We start from the raw sequence: 24,447 nt of genomic DNA, 5'->3' as shown, positions 1-24,447 counted from the left end.
TCATTCCAGATTAGCAAGGTCTTGCTTCTCCAGCAGCCGGGCATAGCCGGCGCCCATGCCCAACAGAACCAGCCCGACGACGATGAACACGACGACCCGGAAGATGCCGTCGAGCGTTCCGAGGTCGAACAGGAATAGCTTGGCCATCGCCGCGGCGACCAGCGCCAGTCCACCGCCGATCGGCAGCGACCGTACACTGCGGGCAAGTCGTGCGGCGTAGATGAACAGGCCGGCCGCCATCGCGATCCAGCAGATCGTCGCGGCCATGTGACCGGCGAAGAACCCACCGCCAGGCCCGCCGATGAGCACGCCGGCCGTCACGGTGAACGTGGTGACCGCGTAGACGATCACCGCTGCGGAGCCGGCCCACATCACCCGCGCGGCTTCGTCGTCGACGCCTTCGCGTGCCCACGACCATACGATTGCGACCGCACACGCCATGAGGAGCAGGCTGGCCGTCAGCGTCGAGACCGCCGACGCGGTGCTGAGCTCGGTCGCCCGAACCAACGCGCTCGGCGGCGCGTAGCTCAGATACAGGCCGCCGCCGACGACCGCGAACCCGATTGCCGCCCACCGCGCGATGTCGTCGCGTCGGCCCGCGATCGCGACGACGCCGGCCATCGCCAACAGGACCGGACCGGCGACGTGGCCGTCGAACGCCACAGTGACCGCGATCAGCGCCGCGATCGCCGACAGCGCCGACCAGATCTGCCGCACGACGCCGTCGACGCCTGGCAGCCGGTCGCCGACGAGCACGATCGCCAGCAGCGCGGCCGACAGAGCCGCCACCATCAGCGCGGCGGCCACGTGGTCGACGGCCGACGACACAGACAGCAGTGGCAGCACACCCGCAGCCGTCAAGACTGCCATTGCGGCCCGATTGTCAGTGCGCGGCAACAGGATCAGCGCCGCGGCGATGGCCAGAACCGCCGCGATGCCGCATGCGCCGCCCAGCCACAGATCGTGCCGGGAGTCGAAGGACGACACGGCCAGCGCCACCAACAATGGACAGGAGCCGGCGCCAATGCGGGCCGCGTGCAACCAGATCCAGTCCTTGCCGAGCTGCACCGGCAGCGAAGCCGCCGACAGCGCCAGCATGAACCCGATCAACAACAGCGTGATGCCGTCCGTGACCACCGGCGCGAGCCCGATGAGAGGCACCAGCACCAGCAGGCCCAGGTGCTCGGAGTTCCACCGCCGGGCCAGCGTCAGTCCGCCCCCGCCGATGACCGCGGCGATCGCGAGACCGGCCGGTGCAGACACCCAGTGGTAGATCGTCGTGACGGCGATGACGTCCATGTACGTGGCGGCGACGCCCGTCGCGGCCAGTGCGATCGCACCGACGCGGCCGCCTGGGCGCGCATACAGCCATCCGGCCGCTCCTACCAGCGCGGCAGCTAGCACCGCGCCGGCCCCGACGCGGATCTCGGGACGGAGAATCCCGGCCTGCGCGGCCAGCACCAGCAACAGCACCACACCGATAAGGGTGACCGCGACACCTGCGACGGCCAGGACCTTGCCGATCCAGCCTTCATCCCTTGGCGGTTTCGGCGCCCGAGGTGCAGCAGGTACACGCGGTGGAGGCGGCGGCGCATACTGCACGGCGTGCTGAGGCCAGTACGGCATTACCGGCGCGACATAGGGCTGCGGCTGCGCGGCCACCGGCCGTTCCGAGAGAAGACGGTCGAGTTCGGTCAGGTCTACCGAAACCCGTTGCAGCTGCGCCGAGATCGCAGCGAACTCTGCGGAAAGCCGGGAGATGACCACGTTGTGCGGCTCGGTCATAGGTGAATGCTGACAGCAAGCGACCGGGTCGCGGATGAGTAAGACTACTCGTCTAGGCCGTGTTCAATCGCGTAGCGCGCCAGCTCGACCCGGTTGGCGACCTGAAGCTTGCGGAACGTGGCCTGTACGTGGTTCTCCACGGTGCGGTGGCTCAACGACAACCGGCCCGCGATCTGCTTGGCCGTCAGCCCCTTGGCGACGAAGCGCAGAATCTCGGTCTCACGTTCGGTCAGGCTCGGCGTGGCTGGGTCAGCACCGGATTGTGCGATGCGCCGGTACTCCCCCAGCACCAGGCCGGCAAGGCCTGGAGTGAACACGGCCCGGCCTTCGGCCGTGGCGCGCACCGCGTCGCCGAGTTCCTGCTTGGATGCGCTCTTGACGAGATAGCCTGTGGCGCCTGCCTTTACCGCCTCGAGCACGTCGTCACGCTCATCGGACGCCGACAGCACGAGGATTCGCGACGACGGGGACACCGCCAACACCTGCGCTGTCGCCTGTGCGCCGTCGCCGTCGGACAGCCGCATGTCCATCACCACCACATCGGGCTTGACGACGCCCGCGCGGCGCACGGCCGAAGCCACCCCATCGGCCGTCGCGACCACCGAAAAGCCGTCTTCGGCGAGGTCGCGCGCGACCGCGTCGCGCCAGATCGGATGGTCGTCGACCACCATCACCGTCGGGGTACCGTCAGCTCCCATTCCGTCCCGCTCCCTGGTCCGGTGTTCAGCTTCGCATCGCCGCCAAGCCAATTCATCCGTCCCACAATCGATTTCGCCACGCCAACGCGTCCCTCAGCGACGGCTTCCTCAAGCCGGCCCTCTGCGATCCCGACACCGTCGTCACGAATACTCACCGTGACCGAGTCGCCGAGATCTTCCAGCAGCACATAGGCGCGCGCGTCGGGGCCTGCGTGGCTGGCCGCATTGTCGAGCGCATTGACCGCGGCGGCGTACAACTCGTCGGCGACGTTCGCGTCGAGCAGCACCGGATCCGCGGGCACGCTCACCGAAACCCGATCCGAGGCTCGGCCCCGCAACAGGGCACCGACGTCGGTCATCTCGCCCACCCGGGGCTCGGCGTCGGCCGAGCTCACCAGCCGTCGCAGTGCACGTTCCTGTTCACCGGCGAGGCCCGCCAATTCTGCTGTCTCTCCACCTATTTCGCGTCCCCGTCGGGCAACGAGCGCGAGCACCTGGATCGCGCCGTCATGCACCTGACGGGACAGCCGCTCGCGTTCCTGTTGCGCCGCGGCGAGGTGAGCCGCCCGTTCCAGCTCGGCGTGGGCGCGCCGCGCAGTCTGTGCGGCCATGCCGACGGCAAGGCCAACAGCGAGCTCGATGACGATCGTCGCGTTGCGGCCGAGGTCGAAGTTGACATAGCCCTTCAGCGCCGCGGCCGCGGCCATCACCACCACACCGGTGACCATTCCAGGGATCGGACCCAACAGCACTGCAGCCGAAATCGTCGCGTTGGTGGCCCACAGCGTCGTCGGCCATGACTGGTTGTCCAGCGCCCACTGGTCCGAGGCGACGAACTCGGTGGACAACATCAACGCCACCACGACGACGATCTCGGCAAGCACCCACGCGGTCCGGCGGCCGAACCCCTGCAGATAGGCGACTGCGCACGCCGCGCTCCAGCCGATCAGCACAGCGAACAGCAGCCACCCGATCGCCGGACGCTCCAGGCCGGGATTGATCGCGATCTGAAAACCAAGCGCGTAAATGCAACTCAGCAACCGGAAAACCTGCGCCGCCCGCCACAGCGGCGTGGCCGGGTCGGGCTCACGCACTACAGCACTTTCGACAGAAACGCCTTCGTGCGTTCATGTTTCGGGTTGGCGAGCACCTCGCGGGGAGGCCCGCTCTCCACGACGATCCCGCCGTCCATGAAGACCAGTTGGTTGGCGACCTCGCGGGCGAACCCCATCTCGTGGGTCACCACGACCATCGTCATGCCCTCGGCGGCAAGCTTTTTCATCACCTCGAGAACCTCGCCGACCAGCTCGGGGTCCAGTGCTGAGGTGGGCTCGTCGAACAGCATCAGCTTGGGGTTCATCGCCAGCGCGCGGGCGATCGCCACGCGCTGCTGCTGGCCGCCGGACAGTTGCGCCGGGTAGGCGTCGGCCTTTTCGGACAACCCGACCTGCCTGAGCAGGTCCTTACCGCGCGCGAGGGCCTCGTCTTTCTTCACGCGTTTGACGTGAATCGGCGCCTCGATGACGTTCTCCAGCGCCGTGCGATGCGGGAACAGATTGAAATGCTGAAACACCATGCCGATATCACGGCGCTGCTTGGCCGCGTCACGGGGTGACATCTCGTACAGCTTGCTGCCCCGGTCGCGGTAGCCGATCAATTCCCCGTCGACATAGAGCCTGCCCGCGTTGACCTGCTCCAGGTGGTTGATACAGCGCAGGAACGTCGACTTGCCCGACCCGGATGGGCCGACCATGACCAGCACCTGGCCCTTGCCCACCTCGAGCGTGATGCCCTTGAGCACCTCGAGCGCGCCGAAGCTCTTACAGACGCTCTCCGCCTTGACCATCGGTGTCATACGTGCCCCGCCTCACCTAGCTGCTGAGCCTTCGCCAGCGCCTCCAGCTGTTTGGTGGTCAGCTTGCGTGACGCTCCTCGCGAAAAGTGTCGTTCCAGGTAGTACTGGCCGACCATCAGCACGCTCGTGATCGCGAGGTACCAGGTGGCGGCCACCAGCAGCAGCGGGATCGGTTCGAACAGCCGCGCGGCGATCTCGCGGGACGTAATGCCGTACAGGTCCAGCGTGTAGGGCACCGCGGTGACCAGCGACGTGGTCTTCAGCATGCTGATGACCTCGTTGCCCGTTGGCGGAATGATCACCCGCATCGCCTGCGGAAGTACGGTGCGCCGCATGGTCATTCCCCACGACATGCCCAGCGCTGTGGAGGCCTCCGACTGGCCCTCCGGCACGGAAGTGATTCCCGCGCGGATGATTTCGGCCATATAGGCGGCCTCGTTGAGCGCCAGGCCGAGTACCGCCAACAGAAACGGAATCGACAGGCTTTGCAGGTTGATGTGGAAAAACGACGGCCCGAACGGCACACCGAGCTGAATGCTCTTGTACAGCGTGGGAACCAGCCCCCAGAACACCAACTGCACATAGATCGGCGTGCCCCGGAAGATCCACAGATACACCCATGACACCGAGCGGAACACCGGGTTGGGCGACAGGCGCATCACCGCCAGGATCACGCCCAGCACGATCGCCAGCACCATCGAATAGACGGTCAGCTGCAGCGTGTTCCACGCGCCTTGTGTGACGCGTCTGTCGAACAGGTATTTCGCGTAGATGTCCCAGCCGTACGCGTCGTTGGTGGCCGCGCCGTAAAGAAAGAGCGCGACCAGAATGACGATGACGACCGCCGCCACCCACCGCCACGGATGACGCAGCGGAACGGCATCGATCGCGGCTGGTGAGGTGGATGGCGACGCGTCGACATCAGTCATTGTTCGAAATCTCCGAGAATTAGCTGGTCGCGCCGTTGACGACGGGCTTGTCGATCATGCCCTTCTCGACACCCCAGTTGGTGGCGATCTGCTTGTAGGCGCCCGTCTCGATCAGATGCTCGAGTGCCTTCTGTAGGGACTGAGCCAACGGCGAGCCCTTCTGCACCGGCCAGCCATACGGGGCGGAGTCGAACACGTCACCGGCCTGCACCAACTTGCCGTTGCTCTGCTTGATCGCATACAGAGTCACCGGTGAATCGGCCGACATCGCATCTGTCTGTCCCAGCACCACCGCGTTGGTCGCCGCGTCCTGCCCGTCGAACGGAACGATCTGGATCGGCGGCTTGCCTGCGTCCGTGCAAGCCTTGCTCTTGGCAGGCAGCTCGTCGGTTTCCTCCGTCGTCGTGGCCTGCACGGCGACCTTCTTGCCGCAGGCGTTGCTCGGGTCGACCGGATTGTCAGGGCGCTGCGCCCACAGAATGCCCGCCGAGAAGTAGGTGACGAAGTCGACCGACTGCTCGCGTTCTTTGGTGTCGGTAAACGACGACATGCCGACGTCGTAGGTGCCGCCCTGAATCGACGGGATGATCTTGGCGAAGTCCGACTCGCGATAATCCGGGGTGAGGCCCAGCGTCGACGCGATGGCATTCATCAGATCGACGTCGAAGCCGACGATCTTTCCGCTGGGATCCTTGAATTCGTTAGGCGTGTACGGGATGTTCACCCCGACGACGAGTTTGCCGCTCGACTTGATTTTGTCGGGCACGGTATTCGCGATTTCGTCGACCTTCCCGGCGGTCGCCGCCGTGGTGGAGGTCGTAGGCCCGCTCGACTCCGTATTACTCGCGCATCCCGACAGCGCCACTGCGCCTGTCGCAGCAAACACGGCTGCGATGCGCCAGATCTTCGTCCGTCGGCCTTCACATCCAGCTGACACGGTTAGCCTCTACTTTCTGCTTCGTGGACCCGGTGCGCAGCACCGGTAACGGAACAGTAGTAGAGACCTAACGCTGAAGCAGAAGAACGAAAATGCGGACTACATGCCCCACAGCTTGGGGCAGTACACCGGGACGGCTCCATTCGCGAACGCGATGGTCTCGGTCTGGGTCCAGCCCTGGTCGTGCTGAAGGTTGTAACCGGCGAGCCACGACGGGTTGCCCTGCCTGGTCGCGTCGAGGCAGTACTCCTTGGCAAGCCGAATGATTTCGGTGCGGCTGGTGTACGGCACGCCCTTCTTGTTGAGATAGTCGATGAAGATCTGATCCTTCTCGGGATCAGCGTGCGCCGGCGCCACGGCCACGGCTGCGCCGATGGCCATCAGAAGACCTGCAATCACCGCGCTGGCGGACCGGCGAAACGCCGTACTTGTCATCGTTGCTCCTCGTTTGCCCCGGTAGGTCGTCGAGCTGTGCTCAGCCGGGACCTTCGCCTACTCATCGTAGCGAACAAATCAAGTGTTACACAGAAACTGAACCGGCCTGTCCTCGGCCCGGGCGTTTGCTGTGGCGTTGTGAGGCTTCTTTGCGCTGGGCCCCCACAATGGCCAAATGCGCGTCAATTAGCGAGCCTTTATGCCACACTTCGCGCATGGAAAGTCCCGCACCCCCGACCATGCTGCAGCACCTGTGGAAAACCACTCTGCTGTCGGGGATTCTCGCAGTGATCCTCGGCGTATTGGCGTTGGCCTGGCCCGCCGTCACGATAATCGTCGCCGCCATCTTCTTCGGCGCCTACCTGTTGGTCACGGGCATCTATCAGGTGGTGTTCGCCTTCAGCCTGCACGTCTCGGCGGGCGGACGCGTGCTGCTGTTCATCAGCGGCGCCGCCGCGCTGATTCTGGCCGTGCTGTGCTTCCGCAGTCTGGCCGACTCGATCCTGCTGCTGGCCATCTGGGTCGGCGTGGGATTCATCTTCCGAGGCGTCGCTACCGCCGTGTCGGCGATCAGCGACCCGACGCTGCCCGGCCGCGGCTGGGAAATCTTCATCGGCGTGATCAGCTTGGTGGCAGGCATCGTCATGTTGGCCTCACCGTTCGAATCGATCGCGATCCTCACCAAGGTCGTCGGCATCTGGTTGATCGTTCTCGGCGTCTTCGAGGTGGTAGCCGCGATCGGTATCCGCAAGGCCAACAAGGACCTGGCCGGACTACAGGAAAAGGTGGCCGCGCCGCCCGCTGCCGAGCCGGCTGAATAGGTCCATACGTTCGGATAAGACGGGTCCAAAGCCCCTACCCATTTTCGCCTCGGGCGCTACTACAATCTGTCGTAGATGACCCGAGGCCTGGGAGTGGCGCATGGATGTCGTGGACGTTTCGCGATGGCAGTTCGGAATCACCACCGTTTACCACTTCATTTTCGTTCCCCTCACCATCGGCCTCGCGCCGCTCATCGCGGCCATGCAGACGGCATGGGTGGTCACCGGGAACACCGGTTGGTACCGGCTGACCCGTTTCTTCGGGAAGCTGTTCCTGATCAACTTCGCCATCGGCGTGGCCACCGGCATCGTGCAGGAATTCCAGTTCGGCATGAACTGGAGCGAGTACTCCCGCTTCGTCGGTGACATCTTCGGCGCACCGCTGGCGTTCGAGGGCCTGATCGCGTTCTTTTTCGAGTCGACGTTCATCGGGCTGTGGATCTTCGGCTGGAGCCGGCTCCCGCGGATGCTTCACCTCGCATGCATCTGGATCGTCGCGTTCGCGGTCAACGCCTCGGCCTTCTTCATCATCGCGGCCAACTCCTTCATGCAGCATCCCGTCGGTACCCGCTTCAATCCGGACAGCGGGCGGGCGGAGCTTGTCGACTTCGGTGCGCTGCTGACCAACAACACTGCGATCTGGGCGTTCCTGCATACGGTGACGGCGTCCTTGCTCACCGCAGGTGCATTCGTCGCGGGCGTCTCCGCGTGGCTGATGGTGCGGTCCCACAAACGAATAGACGACGCCAGCAACGACACTGACGCCACGACCATGTACCGTCCCGCCACCATCGCAGGCAGCCTGGTCGCCCTGGCGGCCGCGGCTGGGCTGTTCTTCACCGGCGATGCGCAGGGCAAGCTGATGTTCGTCCAGCAGCCGATGAAGATGGCGTCGGCGGAATCGTTGTGCCACACCGAAACCAACCCGAATTTCTCGATCCTGACGGTCGGAACCCAGAACAACTGCGACAGCGTCACCCGCGTTATCGATGTGCCCTACGTGTTGCCCTACCTGGCCGAGGGCAAGTTCGATGGCGTGACCCTTCAAGGTGTCAAGGACCTTCAACAGCAGTATCAGCAGAAGTTCGGGCCCGGCGACTACCGGCCAAACCTGTTCGTCACTTACTGGGCCTTCCGAGCCATGATCGGATTGCTTTTGATCCCAGTGGTTTTCGCGCTCGTGGCGCTGTGGCTGACACGTCGCGGACGGATCCCCGACCAGCGCTGGTTCGGGTGGTTCGGCATCCTCACGATTCCGACACCGTTCCTCGCTTGCTCGGCCGGGTGGATCTTCACCGAAATGGGCAGGCAGCCATGGGTTGTCGTGCCTAATCCGACCGGAGACCAGATGGTGCGGCTGACCGTGCAGCAGGGCGTCTCCGACCATTCCGCCGGCATGGTCTTGTTCTCACTGGCCGTATTCACCCTCCTGTACGGGGTGCTGGCCGTCATCTGGTTCTACTTGATGCGCCGCTATGTGACCGAGGGGCCGCTGGAACACGACTCCGAACCCGCCCCGCCCACGCCGCCGGATTCGGATGACGTGGCCCCTCTGTCCTTCGCCTACTGAAAGAGATGTGACCGTGGGACTCCAAGAGCTGTGGTTCATCCTCATCGCCGCGCTGTTTCTCGGCTTCCTGGTCCTCGAGGGATTCGACTTCGGCGTCGGCATGTTGATGGCGCCGATCGGCATGGTCGGTGAAGGTGACTCCGAAACCCGAAGGCGCGCAGCGCTGAACACCATCGGCCCGGTCTGGGATGCCAACGAGGTGTGGTTGATCACCGCCGGCGCCGCCATGTTCGCGGCATTCCCGAGCTGGTACGCGACGGTGTTCTCGGCGCTGTATCTGCCGCTGCTGGCCATCCTGTTCGGGATGATCTTGCGCATCGTCGGAATCGAATGGCGGGGCAAGATCGACGATCCTCGCTGGCGGGCTTGGGCCGACGCCGGCGTGGCGGTCGGTTCGTGGCTGCCCGCGATCCTGTGGGGTGTGGCGTTCGCAATCCTGGTCCGCGGCTTGCCGATTGACGCCAACCACCGAGTGCACCTGGCCATCGGCGACGTCCTCAACGCCTACACCTTGTTGGGCGGGCTGGCGACCGCATCGCTGTTTGCGTTCTACGGCGCGGTTTTCCTCGCTTTGAAGACCGCGGGGCCGGTGCGCGACGACGCATTCCGGTTCGCGAAGGTGCTGACAATTCCGGTCATCGTGCTGGCCGGTGGTTTCGGGTTGTGGACGCAGCTGGCCTACGGCAAGAGTTGGACATGGCTTGCGCTGGGCGTCGCCGTGGTGGCATTGCTGGCCGCGGTGGGCTTGATGTGGGCTCGACGCCGTGAGGGCTTGGCGTTCGTGGCGATGGTGATCGTGATAGCCGCCGTCGCCGTGCTGCTGTTCGGGTCGCTGTATCCAAACCTGTTGCCGTCCACGCTCAACCCCGACTGGAGCATCACGATCTACAACGGCTCGTCGACCCCCTACACGCTGAAGATCATGTCGTGGGCATCGCTGACTCTGCTGCCGCTGGTCATCGCGTACCAGGCGTGGACGTACTGGGTGTTCCGTCGCCGGATCACCGCCGATGCGATACCCGCATCCGTCGGGCTGTCGAGGCGGCCGACCTGAACCTTCAGCAGACCTCCCCGGCGATGCGGCGCTTCCTGGCCGCATCGGTGGCGTGTGGCGTGGTCATCAGCGGCGCGACGATCGCGTCGGCCGTGGTGCTCGCTCAGATCGTGGCCGGTCTCATCACCGATCCCGCCACCCGCACGATCGCGCACTGGGCCGGTTCGTTGTGGATCTTGGTGTCGCTGTGGATGATTCGCACGCTGGCACAGTGGGCGCAGGGCAGGCTGTCCCAACGCGGCGCCACCGCGGTGATCGCGGACTTGGCTGCGCGGGTGTTACGCACGGTGACCGCGCTGCCCCCACGCCAGCTAGCCGCCGAACGTGATTCCGCCGCGACGGTGATCACCCGCGGCCTCGACGGTCTGCGACCGTATTTCACCACGTATCTGCCGTCGGTGTTTCTGGCCGGCATCCTGACGCCGGCGGCGGTTGTCGCGATCGCGGTCTACGACTGGGAGTCGGCGATCATCGTGCTGATCGCGCTGCCGCTCATCCCGGTGTTCATGGTGCTGATCGGGATGCTCACCCGCGACCGGTCAGCGGCATCCCTTGCCGCGATGACCACGCTTCAGTCGCGGCTACTGGACCTGGTGGCCGGCATTCCCACGCTGCGAGCGCTGGGCCGGATCAACGGGTCGGCGCAGCGGATCGCCGAACTGGGTGCGGCGCATCGTCGTTCTGCCATGGCCACGCTGCGCATCGCGTTCCTTTCGGCGCTGGTGCTCGAACTTCTCGCCACGCTCGGTGTCGCGCTCGTCGCGGTGGGCATCGGAATGCGGTTGGTGTACGGCGAGATGACGCTATCGGCAGGGCTGACCGCGCTGTTGCTGGCACCGGAGGTGTTCTGGCCGCTGCGCCGCGTCGGCGTAGAGTTCCACGCCGCACAAGACGGAAAGACCGCCGCCGACAAGGCCTTCCGCCTGCTGGACACGTTGCCGCCGCACGCAGCCGGAACACGGACCGTGGCCGCGGCGGGCGCGACCATTCACCTCGACGCGCTTGATGCCGACGTCGAGCCGGGCGCGGTGACCGTGCTGACAGGGCCCAACGGGTCGGGCAAGACCACCTTGCTGCAGTCCATCCTCGGGCTGACCGACGCCGGTCCCGTTCTGGTCAACGGCATCGACGTCGCCGACCTCGAACCTCACGCATGGTGGCGGCAGGTGGCTTGGCTCCCCCACCGCCCGGTCCTGGTGCCGGGCACCGTCAGGGATAACCTCGGACTGTTGGGCCCGCTGTCCGACATCGAGACTGCCTGCCGTGCAGCAGGTTTCGATGAAGTAGTCGCGACGTTGCCGGACGGCCTCGACACGATGATCGGCCGAGACGGCGTTGGCCTGTCGCTCGGGCAGCGTCAACGGCTCGGCCTGGCCAGGGTGTTGGGTTCGCCTGCGCCGGTGCTGCTCCTCGATGAGCCCACGTCGCATCTTGATGCGGTCCTGGAGGCTCGCGTCCTGGAAGCGATTGCCGACAGGGCGCGCCGAGGCGCGACCGTGCTGGTCGTCGGACACCGCGATCCCGTACTGGCGATCGGCGATCGCGTGCTGCACATGGGGAGTCTCGTCGATGCGTGAGCTGCTGCGCCCCCGGATGCCCCGGCTGCTGCTGGCGATCGTGCTGGGGGTGCTGTCGTTGGGCAGCGCGCTTGCCCTGGCGGGCATTTCGGCATGGCTGATCACCCGGGCGTGGCAGATGCCGCCGGTGCTTGACCTGTCGGTGGCGGTGGTGGCGGTGCGCGCACTCGGCATCTCGCGTGGTGTTCTCGGGTATTGCCAGCGGCTGGCGTCGCATGACACCGCGCTGCGGGCCGCCGCGGATACGCGCGAGCGGCTGTATCGACGCCTCGCGGACGCGCCTGCCGAAGCCGCGATGCGGCTAGGCAGCGGTGAACTGGTGGCCCGCATCGGCGCGTCCGTCGACGATCTGGCCGATGTCCTGGTCCGCGCGGTGTTGCCGATCGCGGTCGCTGCCGTGCTGTCGCTGGCTGCCGTCGCGGCGATCGCCGTGATCTCCCCGGCCGCCGCTGCTGTGCTGGCCGTGTGCCTGATGATCGCCGGTGTCGTCGCGCCGTGGCTGGCGGCCAGGGCCGCTGCAGACGCCGAAGCCGTTGCTGTCCAACATCATTCCGACCGCGACGTGGCAACGATGCTCGCTCTCGAGCACGCCCCCGAACTGCGGGTCGCCGGCCGCCTCGACGAGGCGATCGCCGAATCCGCACGCAGGCACAGCGAGTGGGGACGAGCTGCCGACCGGGCTGCGGCACCGGCCGCTCTTGCCGCGGCGGCACCCGCTGCCGCGATCGGTCTCAGCGTGCTCGGCGCCGTCATCGCTGCGATCGGGATCGCGGACGCCGTCGCACCGATGACCTTGGCAATCTTGATGTTGTTGCCGTTGTCGGCGTTCGAGGCCACCGCGGCGCTGCCCGCCGCGGCTGTACAGCTCACCCGGTCGCGGATCGCCGCGCGCAGGCTCGCAGACCTCACCGCGCCGAAGGACATGCGCATCCGCCCCGTGATCGCTCCGGTCGAACTGCAGCATGGGGACCGGCTGGCCGTCACCGGGCCCAGCGGCGCCGGCAAGACCACGCTGCTGATGACGATGGCCGAAACACCCTCGGACGCAGTCTTTTTCGCCGAAGATGCACATCTGTTCGCCACCACCGTGCGGGATAATTTGCTCGTCGCGCGCGGCGACGCAACCGACGACCAGCTGCGAAACGCACTGTGGCTGGTGGGGCTTGGTGACTGGCTCGACGCATTGCCAGAGGGGCTGTCGACAGTGCTGATGGGTGGCGCGGCGGCGGTCTCGGCGGGACAGCGCAGACGACTGCTGCTTGCGCGAGCCCTGATATCGACGGCGCCCACGGTGCTGCTCGACGAACCGACCGAGCATCTCGACGCCGCCGACGGCCAGCGGATCCTGAGCGAACTCCTCACCCCTGGCGGCCTTTTCCCTCCAGAACGCACCGTCGTCGTCGCCACCCACCACCTGGCAGACGACATTGGCTGTCGGCGACTCAACCTCGCTGCCAGCGAGTAACCTCACCGGAATGAGCGAACCGGACAAACCTGAGGCACCTGCACCATCTCAGCCGGCGCCACCACCGCCACCACAGCCGCCGCCGTCTCAATACGGCGCCTATCCGGGCAGCTATCCGGCGCCGCCACCGCAGCCCTACTCGGGCTTCGCCCCACCGCCGACAGGACCGAGAAACGGGCTTGGCATTGCCGCACTCGTGATCGCGATCATCGCGCTGGTGTTCTGCTGGTCGGTCTTCGGAGGCGTCATCCTCGGTCTCTGCGCGGTGATCATCGGGTTCGTCGCGCGTGGCCGTGTCAAACGCGGCGAGGCCACCAACGGCGGCGTCGCTATCGCCGGAATCGTGTTGGGATTCCTCGCGATCATCGTCTCGCTCATCTTCGTCCCGATCTGGATCGGGGTTTTCGACCAAGTCGGCGGCACGGACTACGTCGACTGCCTGTCCAAGGCCGGATCAGACGAGCAGGCCATCCAGCAGTGCGCCGATCAGTTCCGTGACCGCGTCGAGAACGAGTTTTCCGTCCAGATCACGCCGCACAGCTAACCGAGGCGGCGTCGCCTCGGCATGAACTCCAGTGACAGCAGCACGAACAGCAGCGGCAGAGTCTGCGTCATCGACAGCATCACGTAACGCCGGTCGCCGAGAGCGTGGAATTTGCGCAGGTACCGGTACAGAGATTCCAGGGCGATCAACGCGTCACCGAGATGGGTCGCGGTGTAGATCAGGCTGGCGAACTTTCCGCGGTTCTTGTCGGTGAAGATCTCCGGGAATGCCGCGAACGCGAGCGAAAGCCGCTCGGCGCCCTGCTCGCGCGCCCACCAGATCATGTCGACCGACAGCCGCTCGTCGATGCCGTTCGGCGCTCCCCGGCGGCGCCATGGTACGTCGAGCGACACCTCACTGCCGTGCCCAGCAGTGGCGTACCGGTGAAAACCCTGCACCCGCCCGTGCTCGTCACGGGCCACGATCAGGAACACCCCCGGGTAGCGGCCCTCCAGCGCACCGTCGAGGCACATCGAAAAGCCACGCTCGGTGCGGGAACCCTTCGGCGAGGCGAGCAGCACGTCAGTCAGCTCCGCGAGCAGGTCCGCGTCGAGGCCATGCTCGGCAACGACCTCGGTGGTGACGCCGAAGTTCTTCGTGCGCTGCACCGCCTGGCGCAGGTTGCGGTACTTGCGGCCGACCATGTCGAAGGTGGTGACGTCGATGACCACGTCACGGCCGATCGGCACGGCCCGCATCGACTGGCCGAGTACGGTCGCATCCGCCCACAGGTCAAGCCGGCGCTGGCTGCAACCGAGCACGACGATGCGCCAGCCGCGGGTATGGCACATGGCGGCGAAGTCGGCGACGAGTTCATCGAAGCGGCGTTCGTCGCCGATTGGGTCGCCGCTGACCACCGCGTAGCCCAACCGGGTGCGGTAGGCGATGGCCGCGGTCCCGTCGGTGCTGAAGTGATAGCACTTCAGATCCTGCATGGCGAACGGCGCGAGCGGATCATCCCTCGTCATATTCACCAATGCCCAAATGCGGGGCATGTCAGCGGGATTCGGCCGCGCGGCGGTCGGCCACATCAACAGCGCACCCGCAAAGACGATCAGCATGTTGCCGAGAAAATCGAAAACCAGAACGTGCAGCCCGAGACCCGCCAGCACGGCCACCATTGCAAGCGACGCGTGCGCGGCGGTCACCGGCCTGCCGAGGAAAATGCCACGAGCGATCAACGCGACGGCGGTCAGGATGGTCAGCGACCACGCCAGCCGGCCCGCGGCCTGCCAGTCGCGCTCGTGATCGCGCGCCACCAGGATGATGAGCCAGCAGAACAGGCTCAGAACCGCCAGCGCGCCGATCCATCGGGCGGCCGGCGAATCCATGTGGACGACGACGCGCTCACGGGCCAGCAGCCTCGGAGCCAAATTGACGCGCGGTTCGCTCACGGCCAAAACAATACGCCCGCTAACCCCCCGGACCGGGGAAGTACTTCACAATTCCTTCTTGCACGACCGTAGCCAGCAACTGTCCGGACCGGTCGAAAAAGTGCCCTGTCCCCAAGCCGCGCGAATCCGCGGCCACCGGCGAAGACGTCGAGTACAACACCCAGTCGTCGAACCGCACAGGCCGGTGAAACCACACCGAGTGGTTCATGGTCACAGCGAAAATGCGGTCGAACCCCCACGACAGACCGTGGGTGGTGATGATCGAGTCCAACACCGTGGTGTCCGACGAGTAGATCAGCGCAGCGCAGTGCAGCACGGGGTCGTCGGGCATCGTGCCAACGGCCTTCATCCAGACCCGGTTGTAGGTGAGCTTCTCCCCCTTGTCGCGCATCACCCACGTCGGATCGTTGGTGTAGCGCCAGTCGATCGGGCGCAGCGCGTTGACGAAATGCGGGACGACGTCTTCGTATCCGCGCAGAAGATCGTCGACCGGCGGCACGGACTCCGGATCGGACAGCTCGGGCGGGTCGATGCCGTGCTCGATTCCGCGACCGCCGTTCATGTACGAGACCATCGCGGTGGTCAACAACTCCCCGCCCTGGCGCACATCGACGCGGCGGTTGGCGAACCGACGCTCGTCACGCAACCGCACGACGTGGAACTCGAGGTCCTTCTCCGGGTCGCCGCCGGCGATGAAGTGCACCGAGATCGCGCTGGGCCGCAACTTATCCGCGACGGTGCGGCTGGCCGCCACGAACGCTTGGGCCATCATCTGGCCGCCGAACGTGCGCACCGGGTTCTTGCTGGGGTGCGAGCCGATGAACGTGTCGTCGTCCAGCTGGTTGAGGTCCAGTACCGCCAGCAGTTCCTCGAAATCTGCCGTTGACACTCAGACGTCTTCCTCCCCGATGCGGTGCACGTGGATCAGATTCGTGGAGCCTACTGTGCCGGGCGGAGCGCCCGCGACGATGACCACCAGCTCGCCGCGCTTGTAGCGGCCGAGCGCGAGCAGCGACTTGTCAACCTGCCGGATCATGTGGTCGGTGCTGTTCATGTGCGGCACGATGAACGTCTCGGTACCCCAGGTCAGCGCCAGCTGGCTGCGCACCTCGGGCAACGCTGTGAACGCCAGCACCGGCAGCGGCGTGTGCAGCCGCGCCAGCCGGCGCACGGTGTCACCGGACTGGGTGAACGCGACCAGCGCCTTGGCATCGAGACGTTCGCCGATGTCGCGGGCCGCATAGGAGATGACGCCGCGCTTGGTGCGCGGCACGTGGGTCAGCGGAGGAGCAGCCACCGAATTCTCCTCGACCGCCGAGATGATGCGGGCCATCGTCTTGACCGCTTCGTTCGGGAACTTGCCCACGGACGTCTCGCCGGAGAGCATCACCGCGTCCGCGCCGTCGAGCACGGCATTGGCGACGTCGGACGCCTCTGCCCGTGTGGGGCGGGAGTTTTCGATCATCGACTCCAGCATCTGAGTGGCGACGATGACGGGTTTGGCGTTCTCCCTTGCCATTTGGATGGCACGCTTTTGCACGAGCGGGACCTCTTCGAGCGGCAACTCCACCCCGAGATCGCCGCGCGCGACCATGATCGCGTCGAAGGCCAGCACGATCGCCTCGAGGTTGTCGATGGCTTCGGGCTTTTCGAGCTTGGCGATGACGGGCACGCGCCTGCCGACGCGATCCATCACCTCGTGCACGAGTTCGACGTCGGCCGGTGAGCGGACGAACGACAGCGCGATCAGGTCGACGCCGAGTTTCAGCCCGAACTCCAGATCCTCGATGTCCTTCTCGGACAGGGCCGGCGCCGAGACGTTCATACCTGGCAACGACATGCCCTTGTTGTTGCTGACCGCACCGCCCTCGGTCACCCTGCAGACCACGTCGTGGCCGTCGATCGATTCGACGACCAGACCGACGTTGCCGTCGTCGACCAGCACTCGGTCTCCGGGTGTCGCGTCCTCGGCCAGCCGCTTGTACGTGGTCGAGACGCGGTCGTGGGTGCCCTCGCAGTCATCGACGGTGATGCGCACGATCTCGTCGTTGGCCCAGTACGTCGGTCCGGCCGCGAATCGCCCGAGGCGGATCTTGGGGCCCTGCAGGTCGCCAAGGATGCCGACGGCGCGCCCGGTCAGGTCGGAGGCGGTCCGAACCCGCTTGTAGTTGGCCTCGTGATCGGCGTACGCGCCGTGGCTGAAGTTCAGGCGCGCAACGTCCATGCCGGCCTCTACCAGCGCCCTGACTGCGTCGTCAGTGGCGGTGGCCGGGCCCAAGGTACAGACGATCTTTCCGCGTCTATTCACGTCTGATGAGCATAGTCGTGAATCGGTTCAGACGACGGCCAGCGGTAGCGCTCCCGGCTTGACCGGCTCGGGCAGATCCGACTCGCCCATCAGGTATGCATCGACGGCGTGCGCGGCGCTGCGGCCTTCGGCGATGGCCCACACGATCAGCGATGCGCCGCGATGCGCATCGCCACAGACAAACACTCCAGGTGCGTCTGTCTGCCAATCTGATCCGCACGGCAACGCGCCACGCGCATTGAGTTCGAGGTCCAGCCCGTCAAGCAGCGGCATGTGTTCGACGCCGTCGAATCCGATGGCCAGCAACGCCAATTCACAGGGTATTTCCAGCGACTCCCCAACCGGCATGATGTGCCTGCGACCGTGCGCGTCACGCTCGACGCGGACCTCGGCGATCTCGACGGCGCGCACATGACCGTTTTCGTCGGCAAGAAAGCGTTGCACCGCAACTTCGTATCGGCGGTGGCCGCCTTCGGCGTGTGCAGGTGATAGTCGGGTGCGCAGCACGATGGGCCACGTCGGCCACGGCGAGCGGGAGTCGTCGCGGTATTCGGGTGGTTCGGGGTTGTAGTCCAATTGGGTCACCGACGTGGCGCCCTGGCGGTGCGCGGTGCCAAGGCAATCGGCGCCGGTGTCGCCGCCGCCGATGATCACGACATGCTTGCCCTTGGCGCTGATCTCGCTCGGGCCGTCGCCTTCGCATTCCTTGTTGGCCGGCACCAGGTGTTCCATCGCCAGGTGCACGCCCTTGAGGTGGCGGCCTTCGACTTCGTTGTCGCGTGCCCTCAGCGCACCGACGGCGAGCACGACCGCGTGGTACTGGTCCCTCAGCTGTTCGACGGTGATGTCGACGCCGACTTCGGTTTCGGTGACGAAACGTGTTCCCTCCGCACGCATCTGCGCCAGCCGCTGGTTGAGCGTCGCCTTTTCCAGCTTGTACTCGGGGATGCCGTAGCGCATCAGCCCGCCGATACGGTCGTCGCGTTCGTAGACTGTGACGTCATGACCCGCGCGTGTGAGTTGTTGTGCGGCAGCCAAACCCGCGGGTCCAGAGCCGACGATCGCGACGCGCTTGCCCGTGGAGATGGCGGCGGGCTGCGGTTCGACGATGCCGTACATCCAGGCGTGGTCGGCGATCGTCTGCTCGATGCGCTTGATCGTGACGCTGCCGCCCGTCTTCTCCTCCTCGATGGACAGCACGCACGCGGCCTCGCACGGCGCCGGGCACAGCCGCCCGGTGAACTCCGGGAAGTTGTTGGTGGCGTGCAGGCGGTCGCTGGCGGCGTCCCAGCGGTCGCGCCGAACCAGGTCGTTCCATTCGGGGATCAGGTTGCCCAACGGGCAGCCCGCGGTCCCGGAGTGGCAGAACGGGATTCCGCAGTCCATGCAGCGACCGGCCTGCTGGGACACCTCGTTGGCGCGCTCGTTCGGATCCTGGCGTTCGTAGACCTCTTTCCAGTCGCCGACGCGCTCGTCGACCGGACGCTTGGCCGCCTCGATCTTGGGGATCTTGAGAAACCCGGTTGGATCAGCCACGGCTGGCCTCCATGATCGCGGTGTCGACGTCACGCCCCTCACGCTTGGCCGTCAGGGTGGCCTCCAGCACCCGCTGGTAGTCGCGGGGCATGACCTTCGTGAATTGAGCGCTGCGCCTTGGCCAGTCGGACAGCACCGAGGTGGCAAGCGTGCTGCCGGTGTAGGAGGCGTGCCTGGCGATGACGTCTCTTAGCCAGCTGAGGTCTTCCGGCTCGAGCCGCTGCAGTTCGACCATCTCGGTGTTGACCTTCCTCGGGTCGAGGCCGAGCACGAACGCGATGCCGCCGGACATGCCCGCGGCCATGTTGCGGCCGGTCTTGCCGAGCACCACGACGCGGCCGCCGGTCATGTATTCGCACGCGTGGTCGCCGACGCCTTCGACCACGGCGAGCGCTCCGGAGTTGCGGGCGCAGAAGCGTTCTCCGACGCGGCCTCTCAGGTAGACCTCACCGGAGGTGGCGCCGTAGAGAAGTGTATTGCCGGCGATGACGTTGTCCTCGGCCAGGAACAGCACGTCATCTTGGGGTTTGACGATGACGCGCCCACCCGAAAGGCCTTTGCCGACATAGTCGTTGGCATCACCGATCAACTCGAGCGTGATGCCGGGCGGCAGGAAGGCGCCGATGGACTGTCCGGCCGAACCGGTCAGGGTCACGTGGATGGTGTCGTCTGGCAAGCCCTGGGCGCCGTAGCGGCGGGTCACTTCGGAGCCGAGCAGAGTGCCGACGGTGCGGTTGACGTTGCGTACCGGCAGTTCGAGCCTGACGGGATGGGCGTCCTCCAGCGCGCCTTCTGCGAGCTGGATGAGGGTGCGGTCGAGCGCTTGGTCGAGGCCGTGATCCTGGTCCCTGGTCCGGCGACGCTGCGTCCCCGTGGGCGTGGCGAAGATCGGACTGAGGTCGAGGCCCTTGGCCTTCCAGTGCGCGATGCCTTCGTCCGTGTCCAGGAGTTCGGCGTGGCCGACGGCCTCGTCGATGCTGCGGAAGCCGAGTTCGGCCAGATATTTCCGGATGTCTTCGGCGATGAACCTGAAGTAGTTCTCCACGAACTCGGGCTTGCCGTTGAACCGGGCTCGCAGTTCGGGGTTCTGGGTGGCCACCCCGACAGGGCAGGTGTCGAGGTGGCAGACGCGCATCATGATGCAGCCGGACACCACCAAAGGTGCGGTGGCAAAGCCGTACTCCTCGGCACCGAGCAACGCGGCGACGATCACGTCGCGTGCGGTGCGCATGCCGCCGTCGCACTGCACGGTGATGCGGTCCCTCAGCCCGTTGAGGACGAGGGTCTGCTGGGTGTCGGCGAGGCCGATTTCCCATGGCGCGCCTGCATGTTTGAGGCTGGTGAGCGGAGCCGCGCCGGTGCCGCCGTCGTAGCCGGAGATCAGTACGACATCGGCATGGGCCTTGGAGACACCGGCGGCGACGGTGCCGACGCCGACGGAACTGACGAGCTTGACGTGGATGCGGGCATCCTTGTTGGCGTTCTTGAGATCGTGGATGAGCTGGGCCAGATCCTCGATCGAGTAGATGTCGTGGTGCGGGGGCGGGCTGATCAGGCCGACGCCGGGTGTGGAGTGGCGGGTCTTGGCGATGTTCGGGTACACCTTGTAGCCCGGAAGCTGGCCGCCTTCACCGGGTTTGGCGCCTTGGGCCATCTTGATCTGGATGTCGGAGGCGTTGACCAGGTAATCGCTGGTGACGCCGAAACGTCCGGATGCGACCTGCTTGACGGCGCTGCGCCGTTGCGGGTCGTAAAGGCGGTCAACATCTTCACCGCCTTCGCCGGAGTTGGACCGGCCGCCGAGCTTGTTCATGGCGATGGCCATGGTCTCGTGGGCTTCGGCGGAAATGGAGCCGTAACTCATGGCGCCGGTGTTGAACCGGGTGACGATGGACTCGACGGGTTCGACCTCGTCCAGCGGCACGGGTGGCCTGAGTTTCTTGAACTCGAAAAGCCCTCGGAGCGTTCCGCCGTCCCGTGACAGCCGGTTCACTTCGTCGGAGTAGTCCTGGAAGATGTCGTAGCGGCCGGTGCGGGTCGAATGCTGCAGCAGGAAAACCACTTCCGGGGTGAACAGGTGCAGTTCACCCTCGCGCCGGAAGGCGTATTCGCCGCCGACCTCGAGGCGGCGGTGCACACGCTCCGTGGGGTTCTCGGGATAGGCGCGGCGGTGTCGCTGTTTGACTTCCTCCGCGATGACGTCGAGCCCGACGCCCCCGAGTTGGCTCGGCGTCCCGGTGAAGTACTCGTCGATGACGTCGGAGTTGATGCCGATGGCCTCGAAGACCTGCGCCGCGGTGTAGGAGGCGACGGTTGAGATGCCCATCTTGCTCATCACCTTCATCACGCCCTTGCCGAGCGCCTTGAGGTAATTGCGCACGGCCGCAGCGGGTTCGATGCCGGTGAGCTCACCTTCGCGGATCAGGTCCTCGATCGACTCGAATGCCAGATACGGGTTGACGGCGGCGGCACCGAAGCCGATGAGCATCGCGATGTGGTGTACCTCGCGGGCGTCGCCGCTTTCGACGACGAGGGCGACGGTGGTGCGTTCCTTGGTGTGGACCAGGTGGTGGTGCACGGCGGACACGGCCAGCAGCGACGGGATGGGCGCCCTGGTGTGGTCGGAGTCGCGGTCCGAAATGACCAGTGTGCGTGCACCTTTGGCGATCGCGTCGCAGGCTCGGTGCCTGAGGTCGTCGAGGGCGTCGGCGAGGCCTTCTCCCCCGCGTTCGACGTCGTAGAGGGCTTTGAGTACGGCGGTTTTCAGGCCGGGATGCTCGTGGTCGTCGTTGATGTGGACGATCTTGTTCAGTTCGTCGTTGTCGAGCACGGGCCATTTGAGGACGATTTGGCGGCAGGACGCCGCGGTCGGCTCGAGGAGGTTCTGCTCGGGCCCCATGACGCGGGACATCGATGTGACGACTTCTTCGCGGATGGCATCCAGCGGCGGGTTGGTCACCTGAGCGAAGAGTTCGACGAAGTAGTCGTAGAGCAGCCGGGACCGTTGGGACAGCACGGCGGTCGGGGTGTCGGTGCCCATGGAGCCCAGCGGTTCGGCGCCGGATGCGGCCATCGGGGTGAGCAGGATGCGGAGGTCTTCCTCGGTGTAGCCGAACGAGATCTGCCTGCGCACCACCGACTCGTGGTTGGGCTGGACGCGGACACGCTCCGGGAGCGTCTTGAGGTCGAGCAGCCCGGAGTGCAGCCATTCGCCGTACGGCTCTTGTCGGCTCAGGTTTTCCTTGATCTCGTCGTCGGTGATGATGCGGCCTTGGGCGGTGTCGATCAGGAAAATCTTGCCGGGCTGCAGCCGGCCCTTGGCGACGATCTCGGCCGACGGCACGTCGAGCACACCGCTTTCGCTGGCGAGGATGACGCGGTCGTCGATCGTGCGCCACCAGCGGCCCGGCCGTAATCCGTTGCGGTCCAACACCGCTCCGACGAGGGTGCCGTCGGTGAACGTCACGCAGGCGGGGCCGTCCCATGGCTCCATGAGTGAGGCGTGAAACTGCCAGAACGCCCGCTCGGCGGGATCCATGGTGGTGGCGTTCTCCCACGCCTCGGGGATCATCATCAGCACTGCATGGGGCAGGCTGCGGCCACCGAGATGCAGCAGTTCGAGCACCTCGTCGAAGGACGCCGAATCGGAGGCCTCGGGGGTGCAGATCGGCGACAGCCGGGACAGGTCGCCGGGGATGTTGGCGCTGGCGAGCATGGCCTCGCGGGCGTGCATGCGGTTGCGGTTGCCGCGCACGGTGTTGATCTCGCCGTTGTGGGCGACGAAGCGGAACGGGTGCGCCAGCGGCCAGGATGGGAACGTATTGGTGGAGAACCGGCTGTGCACGATGGCAATAGCGCTCATGGTGCGCTCGTCGCGCAGATCCGGAAAGTATTGGGGCAGTTGCATTGTCGTGAGCATGCCCTTGTAGACCATGGTGCGGCTGGACAGCGACGGAAAGTAAACACCGTTGCGCTCGGCCCGTTTGCGGAATGGATACACGCGCCGGTCGAGGTCGATGCCGCTGAGGTCGCGCTCGGGCGCGGTGACGAACAGCTGGGACATGTAGGGCATGCAGCCGAGCGCGGTCTCGCCGACCTCGGCGCCGTCGGGGTCGACGGGCAGCTCGCGCCAGCCGAGGACGTCGAGGTCTTCGTCGGCGGCGATGGCTTCGACGGCTTCGCGTGCGGCAGCACGGGCGTCGAGATCCTGAGGCAGGAAGCAGATGCCGGTGGCGAAGGTGGCCGCACCGTCGGGTGCGGACGCCGGTAGTTCGAAGTCGACGACCTCGGTGAGGAGTTCGACGGGCAGCTGGATGAGGATGCCCGCGCCGTCACCGCTATTGGGTTCGGCGCCCGCGGCGCCGCGGTGTTCGAGGTGCTCCAGCGCCGTCAGCCCGTCGGCGACGATGGCGTGCGAACGGCGGCCCTGGATGTCGGTGATCATGGCGACGCCACAGGAGTCTGACTCGTTTTCGGGGTCATACAGACCCTGGCGATCGGGCAATGCCGAAAACAGCATTGGATTGAACCTCCGCAGTCCGGAAAATCTTGGTCCGGGACTGCACCGGCCCGGTTGTCGAGTGTATCAGCGCAGCGGTGGAGCTACCCTCCCAGCAGCGTCGGGACCAGCGGGAACCCAGGAAGATTCCGTACCACCGTCCAGGTGATGGCGGCGACCGCGACCACGACGATCGCGGGCATGGTCATCAGTGGTTGGCCGCGGCGCCATCGCATCAGAAGGAAGGCGGCCAGCAGGGGCAGGCCGACGAGTAGGAAGACGTTGTCGACGACGGCGGCCGCGAAGTCGCCGTGAAGAACGTCGTGGGTCATGCGAAGCCCACCGCAGGCGGGGCAGTTCAGGCCGGTCAGCGCCTTGAACGGGCAGACAGGGAAGACGAAGTCCCGGCTGTGCGGATCGCCGAGTCCGACGTAGGCGAGGCCGCCTGCCAGGACGGCGCCCGTCCCGAGCGCACCGTATAGCCGTCCCCGGCTCGAGGTGGCGCTATGTGCCATCGCGCAGCGGGCGCCCCTCCGGGTCGCGAACCTTGTCGGTGAACAGCAGGACCGCGTCGACGATCCCCCAGACGACGGCGCCGAGGCCGCAGGTGATCAACCCGACGACCAGCTGCGCGATGCCCAGCCCGGTGTAGCCGAGGTAGATGCGGCCAATACCGACCAGACCGAACAAACCGATCAGCTGCAGCAGGCCTGCAACCAATTTGGATTTGTCCGACAGCGGCTCACCCGTGAGCGGATGGCGGCCATAGGGCGCGGCGGGGTCGACGTATGCCGGCGGATATTGCCCCGCCGGTGGCGGGTATTGGTTTTGCGGCCCGTATTGCCCTGGGGGCGGCGGGTAGGGCGGCGGATAGCCAGGCTGCTGCGGAGGCGGTGTTCCACCTTCGTTGCCACTGAACTGCGGCTCGGTCATGGCACTCAGCATGCCAGAGTTGCACGTCCGGTTGTAAGTAAGGAAAACCCGCTAATTGTGAGCGGCGGCGTGGGATCGGGTTCAACACGCCGGTGGCTCGCCGTCGCC

Annotated in this window: 20 protein-coding genes; 6 read left to right on the top strand and 14 right to left on the bottom strand. The window is 66.0% G+C overall.

The annotated features are described in order from the left end of the window. The 7 genes from ACWW36_RS22630 to ACWW36_RS22600 form a co-directional block, all read right to left on the bottom strand. Complete coding sequence (locus ACWW36_RS22630) at positions 1-1,785, bottom strand: DUF2339 domain-containing protein (protein ID WP_456138203.1); 1,785 nt, start codon at positions 1,783-1,785, stop codon at positions 1-3. A 44-nt stretch (positions 1,786-1,829) separates the two neighbouring features. Continuing rightward, positions 1,830-2,483, bottom strand: a complete 654-nt coding sequence (locus tag ACWW36_RS22625; protein ID WP_456138202.1) for a response regulator — start codon at positions 2,481-2,483, stop codon at positions 1,830-1,832. Continuing rightward, the gene (macS, locus tag ACWW36_RS22620; RefSeq protein ID WP_456138201.1) at positions 2,456-3,577 is read right to left on the bottom strand and encodes a MacS family sensor histidine kinase; all 1,122 of its coding nucleotides are present in this window, start codon (positions 3,575-3,577) and stop codon (positions 2,456-2,458) included. The genes ACWW36_RS22625 and macS overlap by 28 nt, the downstream gene beginning before the upstream one ends. Continuing rightward, a complete protein-coding gene (locus tag ACWW36_RS22615; RefSeq protein WP_456138200.1) occupies positions 3,577-4,338 on the bottom strand; it encodes an amino acid ABC transporter ATP-binding protein in 762 nt (253 codons plus the stop codon). Before ACWW36_RS22615 ends, macS begins: the two co-directional genes overlap by 1 nt. After that, positions 4,335-5,267, bottom strand: coding sequence for an amino acid ABC transporter permease (locus tag ACWW36_RS22610; protein ID WP_456138199.1), 933 nt, complete (start codon positions 5,265-5,267; stop codon positions 4,335-4,337). The genes ACWW36_RS22615 and ACWW36_RS22610 overlap by 4 nt, the downstream gene beginning before the upstream one ends. A 19-nt stretch (positions 5,268-5,286) precedes the next feature. Next, positions 5,287-6,171, bottom strand: a complete 885-nt coding sequence (locus ACWW36_RS22605; protein WP_456142583.1) for an ABC transporter substrate-binding protein — start codon at positions 6,169-6,171, stop codon at positions 5,287-5,289. A gap of 132 nt (positions 6,172-6,303) precedes the next feature. Further along, a complete protein-coding gene (locus tag ACWW36_RS22600) occupies positions 6,304-6,639 on the bottom strand; it encodes a DUF732 domain-containing protein (RefSeq protein WP_456138198.1) in 336 nt (111 codons plus the stop codon). Positions 6,640-6,854: 215 nt separating this feature from the next. Here ACWW36_RS22600 and ACWW36_RS22595 point away from each other — a divergent pair, with 215 nt between their 5' ends. The 6 genes from ACWW36_RS22595 (at position 6,855) to ACWW36_RS22570 (ending at position 13,670) form a co-directional block, all read left to right on the top strand. Beyond that, entirely contained in the window at positions 6,855-7,460 is a 606-nt protein-coding gene (locus ACWW36_RS22595; RefSeq protein WP_456138197.1) for an HdeD family acid-resistance protein, read from the top strand. Between the two features lie 100 nt (positions 7,461-7,560). After that, positions 7,561-9,030, top strand: coding sequence for a cytochrome ubiquinol oxidase subunit I (locus ACWW36_RS22590; RefSeq protein ID WP_456138196.1), 1,470 nt, complete (start codon positions 7,561-7,563; stop codon positions 9,028-9,030). Positions 9,031-9,043: 13 nt separating this feature from the next. Continuing rightward, the gene (gene cydB / locus ACWW36_RS22585) at positions 9,044-10,084 is read left to right on the top strand and encodes a cytochrome d ubiquinol oxidase subunit II (RefSeq protein ID WP_456138195.1); all 1,041 of its coding nucleotides are present in this window, start codon (positions 9,044-9,046) and stop codon (positions 10,082-10,084) included. Positions 10,085-10,107: 23 nt separating this feature from the next. Next, a complete protein-coding gene (gene cydD, locus ACWW36_RS22580; RefSeq protein WP_456142582.1) occupies positions 10,108-11,661 on the top strand; it encodes a thiol reductant ABC exporter subunit CydD in 1,554 nt (517 codons plus the stop codon). After that, complete coding sequence (locus ACWW36_RS22575; RefSeq protein ID WP_456138194.1) at positions 11,654-13,126, top strand: ATP-binding cassette domain-containing protein; 1,473 nt, start codon at positions 11,654-11,656, stop codon at positions 13,124-13,126. The genes cydD and ACWW36_RS22575 overlap by 8 nt, the downstream gene beginning before the upstream one ends. A 10-nt stretch (positions 13,127-13,136) precedes the next feature. Further along, positions 13,137-13,670 (top strand): DUF4190 domain-containing protein, encoded by a 534-nt coding sequence (locus ACWW36_RS22570; RefSeq protein WP_456138193.1) that lies wholly within the window; start codon positions 13,137-13,139, stop codon positions 13,668-13,670. Here the strand turns inward: ACWW36_RS22570 and ACWW36_RS22565 are convergent. The 7 genes from ACWW36_RS22565 to ACWW36_RS22535 all read right to left on the bottom strand — a co-directional run bounded on the left by ACWW36_RS22565 (position 13,667) and on the right by ACWW36_RS22535 (position 24,339). Beyond that, entirely contained in the window at positions 13,667-15,064 is a 1,398-nt protein-coding gene (locus ACWW36_RS22565) for a bifunctional lysylphosphatidylglycerol flippase/synthetase MprF (RefSeq protein WP_456138192.1), read from the bottom strand. The genes ACWW36_RS22570 and ACWW36_RS22565 overlap by 4 nt on opposite strands. A 19-nt stretch (positions 15,065-15,083) precedes the next feature. Continuing rightward, positions 15,084-15,953 carry an acyl-CoA thioesterase domain-containing protein gene (locus ACWW36_RS22560; RefSeq protein WP_456138191.1) on the bottom strand — a complete coding sequence of 290 codons (870 nt, stop codon included), beginning with the start codon at positions 15,951-15,953 and terminating at the stop codon, positions 15,084-15,086. Next, on the bottom strand, positions 15,954-17,372 hold the full coding sequence (pyk, locus tag ACWW36_RS22555; RefSeq protein ID WP_456138190.1) for a pyruvate kinase: 1,419 nt from the start codon (positions 17,370-17,372) through the stop codon (positions 15,954-15,956). 27 nt (positions 17,373-17,399) lie between these two features. Continuing rightward, complete coding sequence (locus ACWW36_RS22550) at positions 17,400-18,908, bottom strand: glutamate synthase subunit beta (RefSeq protein WP_456138189.1); 1,509 nt, start codon at positions 18,906-18,908, stop codon at positions 17,400-17,402. After that, a complete protein-coding gene (gene gltB / locus ACWW36_RS22545) occupies positions 18,901-23,427 on the bottom strand; it encodes a glutamate synthase large subunit (protein WP_456138188.1) in 4,527 nt (1,508 codons plus the stop codon). The genes ACWW36_RS22550 and gltB overlap by 8 nt, the downstream gene beginning before the upstream one ends. 83 nt (positions 23,428-23,510) lie before the next feature. Further along, entirely contained in the window at positions 23,511-23,921 is a 411-nt protein-coding gene (locus ACWW36_RS22540; protein WP_456138187.1) for a DUF2752 domain-containing protein, read from the bottom strand. Beyond that, positions 23,911-24,339, bottom strand: coding sequence for a TM2 domain-containing protein (locus tag ACWW36_RS22535; protein WP_456138186.1), 429 nt, complete (start codon positions 24,337-24,339; stop codon positions 23,911-23,913). The genes ACWW36_RS22540 and ACWW36_RS22535 overlap by 11 nt, the downstream gene beginning before the upstream one ends. Between the last annotated feature and the right edge of the window lie 108 nt (positions 24,340-24,447).

This window comes from Mycobacterium sp. MMS18-G62, assembly GCF_053877835.1.
This window is presented reverse-complemented; position numbering and strand designations above follow the sequence as displayed.